Origin of the sequence: Mesorhizobium sp. M7A.F.Ca.CA.002.15.2.1 (assembly GCF_003998715.1) — a bacterium.
Taxonomy (GTDB): Bacteria; Pseudomonadota; Alphaproteobacteria; order Rhizobiales; family Rhizobiaceae; genus Mesorhizobium; species Mesorhizobium ciceri.
Map to the genome: position 1 here is coordinate 1 of NZ_RZPI01000157.1, position 9,333 is coordinate 9,333.

A 9,333-nucleotide genomic window follows, 5' to 3' on the forward strand; every position below is an offset into this window, starting at 1 on the left:
GCTATGATGATTGAGGGGCAGGATGAGCTTCCTCCTCTCCCCAACGGGGAGAGGGTGGCCGGAGCGAAGCGGAGGTCGGGTGAGGGGGCGGCGCCGACGGATCCGACCAAGAGAAAGGTCGGGGCAACCGCTCGCGCCCGAAAGCTGCGGGTTGACGAGACCGAGGCTGAATACAGGCTTTGGGGGGAGCTGAGAGACCGTCATCTCAATGGCTACAAATTTGTGAGGCAAGTGCCGCTTGGACCGTTCATCGCGGATTTTGTTTGTCGCGAGGTAAGCCTGATTGTCGAACTTGATGGTAGTCAGCACGCAGATTCTCCAACCGACCCTTCCAGGACAGCTTGGCTGAACGGACAAGGTTATTCGGCTCTCCGGTTCTGGAATCATGAGGTTTTGGCCGAACGTCGAGCGGTCCTGGATACGATCTTGGCTTGCCTTGACGGAAAGATTTCCACCCCCTCACCCGACCTCCGCTTCGCTCCGGCCACCCTCTCCCCGTTGGGGAGAGGAGGGCGCCAGTCGGCTGAGGCCCGCTAGATGGACACCTTCCGCGACAAGCTCGTTCCCGTCACCTCCATCCTCGTTGGCGTGATCGCGCTCTGGTATGTCTTCGCCGTCATCCTCAACACGCCGTTCCAGCGCGATCTCGATCGTCGCGCGGGTGAAACATCCACGTTCAGCCAACTCATCGGCAAGACGCTGTCGCAGCCGAAGCCGACATTGCCGGCGCCGCACCAGGTGGCGGTGAATTTCTTCGAGAACACCTTCCTGCGGCCCATCACCTCCAACCGCAGCCTGGTCTACAATGCCTGGGTGACGCTTTCGTCGACGCTGCTCGGCTTCGCTTTCGGCACGGCGCTCGGCATCATCATCGCCGTCGGCATTGTCCATGTGGCGACGCTCGACCGCAGCCTGATGCCGTGGATCATCGCCTCGCAGACCATTCCCATCCTGGCTGTGGCGCCGATGATCATCGTCGTGCTGGGGGCGATCGGCATCAGCGGGCTCGTCCCGAAGGCGATGATTTCGACCTATCTGTCGTTCTTCCCGGTGACTGTCGGCATGGTGAAGGGGCTGCGCTCGCCCGAGATCATGCATCTCGACCTGATGCACACCTACAATGCCAGTCGCGCGCAGACCTTCTGGATGTTGCGCGTGCCTGCTTCGGTGCCGTTCCTGTTCACCTCGATGAAGGTGGCGGTGGCGGCAAGCCTGGTCGGCGCCATCGTCGGCGAACTGCCGACAGGCGCTGTCGCCGGCATCGGCGCCAAGCTGCTCGCCGGCGCCTATTATAGCCAGTCCATCGACATCTGGTCGGCGCTGGTCGCCGGTTCGGTGGTGGCAGCCCTTCTGGTCATGGTGGTCGGCATTGCCGGGCGCCTCGTCGACCGCGCTATGGGCGGGAGGCCGGCATGAACTGGCTGAAACCCTCCTGGCAGGCAGTGCTGGCGATCGTGCTGTGCCTGATCGCAGTGGCGCTCGGCCCGATCGCCGCGCCGAAAGTCGATGCACTGGCGCAGCCTGCAGGGACGTTGATATACCCCTATGTGGCGACGACCTGGCTGATTTTCGGCGTGCTGCTTGTCGCCGCTTTGATCTCGGTGACCAGAATACCGTCCATCGTCGAAGCCGTTGTGCTTTTCATCGGCGCGCATCTGGCCGCCTGGCTGCTGATTGGCGGCATCACCGGTTTCGAAGGCCTGGCGCGGACGCCGTACTTCCTGCTTCTCACCGCCGCATGGCTGCTTGGCTGGCGCTGCGTGGCGGTGCTGTCATCATTGCGTCCGTTCGCCAAATGGGCTCGCACCGCGCTGGGCCTGATCATCCCAGCCATCTTCGGCGCCTGGATCCTGATCATCTGGGAAGCGGTGACGCGTGGGGCCGGCATACCCTTCATCCTGCTGCCGCCGCCAAGTGCCATCGGCGCGCGCATCGCCGGTTCGCTGCCGGTGCTCGGCGCCGATGTCCGCCAGACCATCTTCAAGGCGGTCATCTTCGGCTATGTCGTGGGCAGCGGCGCCGGCTTCATCACCGCGGTGCTCGCAGACCGTGTGCCGTTCCTGCGACGCGGCCTGTTGCCGATCGGCAACATGGTCTCGGCGCTGCCGATCATCGGCGTCGCGCCGATCATGGTGATGTGGTTCGGCTTCGACTGGCAGTCCAAGGCGGCGGTGGTCATCATCATGACCTTCTTCCCGATGCTGGTGAACACGGTCGCCGGTCTGGCCGCCTCCGGCCATATGGAGCGCGACCTGATGCGCACCTACGCGTCGGGCTACTGGCCGACGCTCTTGAAGCTTCGGCTGCCGGCAGCAGCTCCCTTCATCTTCAACGCGCTGAAGATCAACTCGACGCTGGCGCTGATCGGCGCCATCGTTGCCGAGTTCTTCGGCACGCCTGTCGTCGGCATGGGCTTCCGCATCTCGACCGAGGTCGGGCGGATGAACATCGACATGGTCTGGGCCGAAATCGCAGTTGCAGCACTTGCGGGTTCGGTCTTTTATGGCGTGGTCGCTCTTGTCGAAAGAGCCGTCACGTTTTGGCATCCCTCTGTCCGTGGTGGATAGGGGCGGTGGGTTTAGGGCACTAACTTCAGAGGGTAACAAAATGAAAAGACTGATTATTCCCGTTCTGGCTGGCGCGATGTCGCTTGCCGCTTTCCAGGCAATGGCCGCCGACAAGGTGACGTTGCAGCTGAAATGGGTCACGCAGGCCCAGTTTGCCGGCTACTATGTCGCCAAGGCCAAGGGTTTCTATGAGGCCGAGGGTCTCGACGTCGACATCAAGCCGGGCGGTCCCGATATCGCGCCCGAGCAGGTGATCGCCGGCGGTGGTGCCGACGTTATCGTCGACTGGATGGGCGGTGCGCTGGCTGCCCGCGAAAAGGGCGTGCCGCTGGTCAACATCGCCCAGCCGTTCAAGAAGGCCGGCATGGAGCTGGTCTGCCCGAAGGACGGCCCGATCAAGACCGAAGCCGACTTCAAAGGTCACACGCTCGGCGTCTGGTTCTTCGGCAACGAGTATCCGTTCTACGCCTGGATGAACAAGCTCGGCCTGAAGACCGAGGGCGGCCCGGACGGCGTCACGGTGCTCAAGCAGAGTTTTGACGTGCAGCCGCTGATCCAGAAGCAGGCGGACTGCATCTCGGTCATGACCTACAACGAATACTGGCAACTGATCGACGCCGGCTACAAGCCGGAACAGCTGACCGTGTTCAACTACTCGGCCATGGGCAACGACCTGCTCGAGGACGGGCTCTATGCGTCCGAAGACAAGCTCAAGGATCCGGCCTTCGAAGACAAGATGGTGCGTTTCGTGCGCGCCTCGATGAAGGGCTGGAAATATGCCATCGACAACAATGACGAAGCCGCAGGCATCGTCATGGACGGCGGCGGCCAGGACGAGAACCACCAGAAGCGCATGATGAGCGAAGTCGCCAAGCTGATCGACAATGCCGACGGCAAGCTTGACCCGGCGACCTACGAGCGCACCGCCAAGGCGCTGCTCGACCAGAAGATCATCACCAAGGAGCCGACCGGCGCCTACACCACCGCCATCACCGACAAAGCGGTCAAGTAAGCCTAGCCGGCAACACATCTATCCAGAAAGCGGCGCCTCCGGCAGAAATGTCAGAGGCGCCGTTCCTTTATGGTGTTCATGACGAAGCTGGTCTCGATCGAGGCGACGCATTTCAGCCGCGCGATCTTTTCCTTGATGAAGCGCTCGTATTGTTCGAGGCTTCCCGTCACCACTTTCAGCACATAGTCGCGCGAACCGGTGACGAGGTGGCATTCCAGCACCTCTTCCCAGCCGCGGATCGCGTCCTCGAACATCACGATCTCGTCTTCGTTCTGGCGGCTGAGCCGGATGGTGGCGATGGCGACCATGCTCCAGCCGAAGGCTGAGGGATCGACCAGCGTGGTGTAGCCTCTGATGACCCCGGTCTCCTCCAGCCGCCGCACCCGCCTCAGGCAGGGCGACGGCGACAGGCCGATGCGCTCGGCAAGCTCGTTGTTGGTGATGCGGGCGTCGGCCCGCAGCTCACGCAGGATTTTCAGGTCGAAATCGTCGGCTATCTTCTGCTGCACTTTCGGTCTCTCCAGGCAATTTGTTGCGGGGATGCAGCCATGTGAGCCCAAAAATAGCAAGGACTGGCGGAACGAGATCGCATAAATTGCCGTTCACTATTTCAGTCGAACAGGCAGGAAAAGCCATGACCGCGCCACGCCCGTCGAAAACCCATATCGGCAACCACAAGCTCCACCCGGAGACGCTGATGCTGAGCTATGGCTTCGATCCGCAGCTTTCGGAGGGCGCCGTCAAGCCGCCGGTGTTCCTGACCTCGACCTTCGTGTTCAAGTCGGCGGAGGAGGGACGCGACTTCTTCGACTACACCTCCGGCAGGAAGGAGCCGCCGAGCGGCACCGCCTCCGGCCTGGTCTATTCGCGCTTCAATCATCCCAACAGCGAGATCGTCGAGGACCGGCTGGCGATCTATGAGGGGACGGATGCCTGCATCCTGTTTTCATCGGGCATGTCGGCGATCGCCACGACGCTGCTCGCCTATGCCCGTCCGGGCGACGTCATCCTGCATTCGCAGCCACTCTACGGCGGCACGGAGACGCTTTTGACGCGCACGCTCTCCGGTTTCGGCATCGGTGCTGTCGGTTTCGCGGATGGCGTGGACGAGCCGGCGGTGCGCACGGCCGCCGACGCGGCCGTCGCGAAAGGCCGCGTGTCGGTCATCCTGATCGAGACGCCGTCAAACCCGACCAACAGCCTGGTCGACCTCGCGCTGATGCGCAAGATCGCCGACGAGATCGGCGCGAGCCAAGGGTCAACGCCGATCATCGTGTGCGACAACACATTGCTGGGTCCGGTGTTCCAGCGGCCGATCGAACATGGTGCCGACGTGTCGGTTTATTCGCTGACCAAATATGTCGGCGGCCATTCCGACCTGATCGCGGGTGCCGCCATGGGCAGCAAGGCTATCACCAAGCCGATCAAGGCGCTGCGCGGCGCGATCGGCACGCAGCTCGACCCGCATTCCTGCTGGATGCTCGGCCGCTCGCTGGAGACGCTGTCGATCCGCATGGAGCGGGCCAACGACAATGCTCGCCTGATCGCCGAATTCCTGCGCGACCACGCCAAGGTCGACAAGGTGCACTACCTGCCGTTTCTGGGCGAGAATACGCCGGCCGGCCGCGCCTACAGGGCGCAATGCAGCGGCGCCGGATCAACCTTCTCCTTCGACATCAAGGGCGGGGAGAAGGCGGCTTTCGCCTTCCTCAACGGATTGCAGATCTTCAAGCTGGCGGTGAGCCTCGGCGGAACGGAATCGCTGGCCAGTCACCCCGCGGCCATGACCCATTCGGGCATTCCCTTCGAGGTGCGCCAGCGCATCGGCGTGCTGGAGACCACGGTCAGGCTGTCGATCGGCGTCGAGCATCCGGACGATCTGATCGCCGACCTGACGCAGGCGCTGGCGGCGGTCTGACCGCTATCGCTGAAGCCGGACAGGACGGCCCTAGGATCTCTATACGTCATCACAAAAACGTGTGGTTGGATACATTGTGCCGCCAGGCCGTTCCGTTGGCGCATGCGCGCGCCGGGGAGCCGCGACGCGTGCACAGTCAATCGGAGGTTCTTCATGCGCACCCAATCCTTCTTACCGGCGCTGTCGGCGCTGGCCATTTCGACCGCTTTCCTGTTCGCATCGCCCGCCCTGGCAGCCATGGAAAAGTTCAAGGCGACACTAGACGGCAGCCAGCAGAGCCCGCCCGTCACCACGAAGGGTAAGGGCACAGCCACTTTCACCTTCGACACGACCAAGAAGAAGCTCAACTGGAACGTCAAATATTCCGGCCTCAGCGGACCGGCGACGGCCGCGCATATCCATGGCCCTGCGGCGATGGGTGAAAACGCCGACCCTGTCATCCCGTTCAAAAAACTCAAGAGCCCGATCAAGGGGTCGGAGACGCTCACTGATGCCCAGGCGGCTGACCTTGAGGCCGGCAAGTATTACGTCAACGTCCACACCAAAGCGAACCCGAATGGGGAGGTCCGCGGCCAGATCGAGAAGGCGAAGTAGCTGACCGTTGAAGGTTGGCAGGACAGCGCCCCCCTCTGTCCTGCCGGACATCTCCCCCTCAAGGGGGGAGATCGAATGTACTTCGGGTTTCGCCAATCGCCAGTGTTGGAAGAAGGGCGAGACGACGAAACTGCCAATCTCCCCCCTTGAGGGGGAGATGCCCGGCAGGGCAGAGGGGGCGTGAAGGAACTCGACTTGCCCCGGTCGGCCCTCAAACCTTGTCGCGGATCTGGGTCATCGTCCGGGTCGGGGTGATCGCTTCGGGGTCGAGCCTGATCTCGACGATCGCCGGCTTGCCGCTGGCGCGGGCGCGTTCGAAGGCCGGGGCGAAGTCCGCCGTCTTCTCAACCGTTTCGCCATGGCCGCCATAGGCGCGGGCGAGAGCCGCGAAATCGGGGTTCTTGAGGTCGGTGGCCACCACGCGGCCGGGATATTCGCGCTCCTGATGCATGCGGATGGTGCCGTAGATGCCGTTGTTGACGACGACGACGACGATCGGCAGGTCGTATTGCACGGCAGTGGCGAATTCCTGCCCGTTCATCAGGAAGCAGCCGTCGCCGGCGAAAGCGACCACGGTGCGCTCTGGAAACAGCTCTTTGGCGGCGACTGCCGCAGGCGTGCCATAGCCCATCGAGCCTGACGTCGGCGCACCTTGAGTGGCGAAGCGGCGGAAGCGATGGAAACGATGCACCCAGGTGGCATAATTGCCGGCGCCGTTGGTGAGGATGGCGTCGTCGGGCAGCATCTTTTCGAGATAGTTCATGATCGGGCCCATCTGGACCGGGCCGGGGCCGCTTTCGGGTGGTGTCGACCAGTCGAGATAGGCGGCATGCAGCTTTGGCGTCTCGGCTGCCCAGACGGGTGCGGAGGCCGGCTTGCGTTTGGCGAAAGCGTCGACGAAGGCGGACGGCGAGGCGTTGATAGCCAATGCCGGCCTGTAAACGCGGCCGAGCTCGCCGGAATCGGCATGGACATGGACCAGTGTCTGGGCCGGGTAGGGGCTTTTCAGCAGCGTGTAGTCCGAGGAGGGCATTTCGCCCATGCGGCCGCCGATCAGCAGCACGAGGTCGGCCTGCTTGATCGCTGTGGCCAGCTTCGGGTTGATGCCTATGCCGACATCGCCGGCATAGTTCGGATGCAGATGATCGAACAGCATCTGGCGGCGGAAGGAACAGCCGACCGGCAGCGACCAGGCCTCGGCGATCGCGCGCATTTGTGCAACCGCCTCGGCGTCCCAGCGCGTGCCGCCAAGGATGACGAAAGGCCGCTTGGACTTGGCCAGCAATTTCTCAAGCGCATCGAGTTCGGCTTCCCCGGGCCGCGTTTCGACCGGTGTGTGCGGCAAGGCGACGGGCGCTTCAACGACACTGGTCAGCATGTCTTCGGGCAGCGAGATCACCACTGGGCCGGGACGGCCCGATGTCGCCACGGCGAAGGCGCGGGTGACGAATTCTGGGATGCGCGAGGCGTCGTCGATCTCGACTACCCATTTGGCGATGTCGCCGAAGAACCTCTTGTAATCCACCTCCTGGAAAGCCTCGCGCTCTTTGGCGTGGCCGGCGACCTGGCCGATGAACAGGATGACGGGTATCGAATCCTGCATGGCGATGTGGATGCCGGCCGAGGCATTGGTGGCGCCGGGGCCGCGGGTGACGAAGCAGATGCCGGGCTTGCCGGTCAGGCGGCCGTGGCAATCGGCCATCATGGCGGCACCGCCTTCCTGGCGGCAGACGATGGTGCGGATCGCTGAATCGTGCAGCGCGTCGAGCACCGCCAGATAGGATTCACCGGGCACGCAGTAGATGCGGTCGGTGCCGTTGGCTTCGAGAGCGTCGACGATGAGTTGTCCGCCAGTCTTCATTGTCCAGACTTCTCCAGTTCGGCAAGGATTTCTTGGGTGTGCTCGCCCAGGCGCGGCGAGGGGCGCTCATAGACCAGCGGCGTGCCCGACATCACCATCGGCGCGCGCACCGAAGGCAGAAGATTGCCATGGCCGTCGTCCAGGTCGAGCCGCATGCCGCGCGCGATCGTCTGCGGGTCGGCGAACATCTGGCCGATCGTGTTGATCGGGCTCGCCGGCACGCTGGCCGCTTCGAGCTTTGCCAGCAGCGGATCGCGGTCAAAAACCTTCAGCGCCTCGACCATGCGTTCGCGCAACTTGGCCCGGTTGGCGACCCGGGCGGGATTGGTGGCGAAGTCGGGATTGGCAGGCAGGTCGTCCAGCCCGACGGCAGCGCAGAATTTGGCGAACTGGCCGTCATTGCCCACCGCCAGGATGATGTGCCCATCCCGGACCGGCACCACCTCGTAGGGGGCGATGTTCATATGCGCATTGCCCATCTGCACCGGCGATTTGCCGGAGACGAGATAGTTCAAATTCTGGTTGCCGAGCGCCGAGATCTGGGTGTCGAAAAGCGCCATGTCGACATGCTGACCGTCGCCGGTCTGCTCGGCATGGCGCAGTGCTGCCTGGATGGCGATGACCGAATAAAGGCCGGTGAAGATGTCCGAGATGGCAACGCCCGCCTTTTGCGGCTCGCGGCCGACCTCGCCGGTGATCGACATCATGCCGGCCATGGCCTGGATGATGAAGTCGTAGCCGGCGCGCGGTGCGTACGGACCGTCCTGGCCGAAACCGGTGATCGAGCAGTAGACGAGGCGCGGGTTGATCTTGCGCAGGCTGTCATAGTCGAGGCCGTATTTCTTCAGGCCGCCGAGCTTGAAGTTCTCGATCAGCACGTCCGAAGTGGCGACCAGCCGGCGCACCGTCTCGGCGCCTTCCGGGGTCGAGAAATCGATGGCGATGGAGCGCTTGCCGCGATTGCAGGAATGGTAATAGGCGGCCGACAGGTTCTCGCCGTCCTTGCCCATGACGAAGGGCGGGCCCCATTTGCGGGTGTCGTCGCCGCCATCGGGGCTCTCGACCTTGATGACATCGGCGCCGAGATCGGCAAGCAACTGCCCGGCCCATGGCCCGGCAAGGATGCGGGCGAGTTCGACGACGCGGACGCCTTTCAGCGGGGGCTCAGCCATGGATCACCGTGGTTGCCGCAATCACTGCGATTGCTGCGAAAGCAGAGCCTCTATCAAGCCCTGCAACGGCTGTCACGGCTCTTGCAATGGGCCAATCCGTCACGCTTTGAGGACTTCGTCGGCCCAGGCGGCGAAATCATCCATGATAATGTCGCGATTCACCTCGTTCAGGCTTTCGTGGCGGGTGTCGGGGTAAACCTTTGTAAACA

Annotated in this window: 8 protein-coding genes and 2 pseudogenes; 6 read left to right on the plus strand and 4 right to left on the minus strand. The window is 63.2% G+C overall.

Going from position 1 to position 9,333, the window contains the following annotated elements:
* Nucleotides 1-126: 126 nt before the first annotated feature.
* The 4 genes and pseudogenes from ENZ74_RS11685 to ENZ74_RS11700 form a co-directional block, all read left to right on the plus strand.
* Nucleotides 127-537: pseudogene (locus tag ENZ74_RS11685) on the plus strand (DUF559 domain-containing protein); the annotation flags it as partial.
* On the plus strand, nt 538-1,416 hold the full coding sequence (locus ENZ74_RS11690) for an ABC transporter permease (protein WP_063168502.1): 879 nt from the start codon (nt 538-540) through the stop codon (nt 1,414-1,416).
* Complete coding sequence (locus ENZ74_RS11695; protein WP_063168501.1) at nt 1,413-2,567, plus strand: ABC transporter permease; 1,155 nt, start codon at nt 1,413-1,415, stop codon at nt 2,565-2,567. Before ENZ74_RS11690 ends, ENZ74_RS11695 begins: the two co-directional genes overlap by 4 nt.
* Before the next feature lie 40 nt (nt 2,568-2,607).
* Nucleotides 2,608-3,579 (plus strand): ABC transporter substrate-binding protein, encoded by a 972-nt coding sequence (locus ENZ74_RS11700; RefSeq protein WP_013530916.1) that lies wholly within the window; start codon nt 2,608-2,610, stop codon nt 3,577-3,579.
* A gap of 50 nt (nt 3,580-3,629) precedes the next feature.
* Here the strand turns inward: ENZ74_RS11700 and ENZ74_RS11705 are convergent, their stop codons facing one another.
* Nucleotides 3,630-4,088 (minus strand): Lrp/AsnC family transcriptional regulator, encoded by a 459-nt coding sequence (locus tag ENZ74_RS11705; RefSeq protein WP_024501498.1) that lies wholly within the window; start codon nt 4,086-4,088, stop codon nt 3,630-3,632.
* A gap of 125 nt (nt 4,089-4,213) precedes the next feature.
* Between ENZ74_RS11705 and ENZ74_RS11710 the strand changes: the two genes are divergently transcribed.
* Both ENZ74_RS11710 and ENZ74_RS11715 read left to right on the plus strand, forming a co-directional pair.
* Nucleotides 4,214-5,497, plus strand: coding sequence for a cystathionine gamma-synthase family protein (locus tag ENZ74_RS11710; RefSeq protein ID WP_063168500.1), 1,284 nt, complete (start codon nt 4,214-4,216; stop codon nt 5,495-5,497).
* 153 nt (nt 5,498-5,650) lie between these two features.
* Nucleotides 5,651-6,091 (plus strand): CHRD domain-containing protein, encoded by a 441-nt coding sequence (locus ENZ74_RS11715; RefSeq protein ID WP_013530918.1) that lies wholly within the window; start codon nt 5,651-5,653, stop codon nt 6,089-6,091.
* A 211-nt stretch (nt 6,092-6,302) separates the two neighbouring features.
* Here the strand turns inward: ENZ74_RS11715 and ENZ74_RS11725 are convergent, their stop codons facing one another.
* From ENZ74_RS11725 to ENZ74_RS35085, 3 genes and pseudogenes are all read right to left on the minus strand, one after another.
* Entirely contained in the window at nt 6,303-7,952 is a 1,650-nt protein-coding gene (locus tag ENZ74_RS11725) for a thiamine pyrophosphate-binding protein (RefSeq protein WP_063168499.1), read from the minus strand.
* Nucleotides 7,949-9,124, minus strand: coding sequence for a CaiB/BaiF CoA-transferase family protein (locus ENZ74_RS11730; protein ID WP_063168498.1), 1,176 nt, complete (start codon nt 9,122-9,124; stop codon nt 7,949-7,951). Before ENZ74_RS11730 ends, ENZ74_RS11725 begins: the two co-directional genes overlap by 4 nt.
* A 99-nt stretch (nt 9,125-9,223) precedes the next feature.
* Nucleotides 9,224-9,333 (minus strand): annotated as a pseudogene (locus ENZ74_RS35085) (alpha/beta hydrolase); the annotation flags it as partial.

Coding starts and splice junctions, on each gene's coding strand:
- ENZ74_RS11700 (WP_013530916.1), top strand. CDS start 2,608: ATGAAAAGACTGATTATTCCCGTTCTGGCTGGCGCGATGTCGCTTGCC.
- ENZ74_RS11710 (WP_063168500.1), top strand. CDS start 4,214: ATGACCGCGCCACGCCCGTCGAAAACCCATATCGGCAACCACAAGCTC.
- ENZ74_RS11715 (WP_013530918.1), top strand. CDS start 5,651: ATGCGCACCCAATCCTTCTTACCGGCGCTGTCGGCGCTGGCCATTTCG.
- ENZ74_RS11690 (WP_063168502.1), top strand. CDS start 538: ATGGACACCTTCCGCGACAAGCTCGTTCCCGTCACCTCCATCCTCGTT.
- ENZ74_RS11730 (WP_063168498.1), bottom strand. CDS start 9,124: ATGGCTGAGCCCCCGCTGAAAGGCGTCCGCGTCGTCGAACTCGCCCGC.
- ENZ74_RS11725 (WP_063168499.1), bottom strand. CDS start 7,952: ATGAAGACTGGCGGACAACTCATCGTCGACGCTCTCGAAGCCAACGGC.
- ENZ74_RS11695 (WP_063168501.1), top strand. CDS start 1,413: ATGAACTGGCTGAAACCCTCCTGGCAGGCAGTGCTGGCGATCGTGCTG.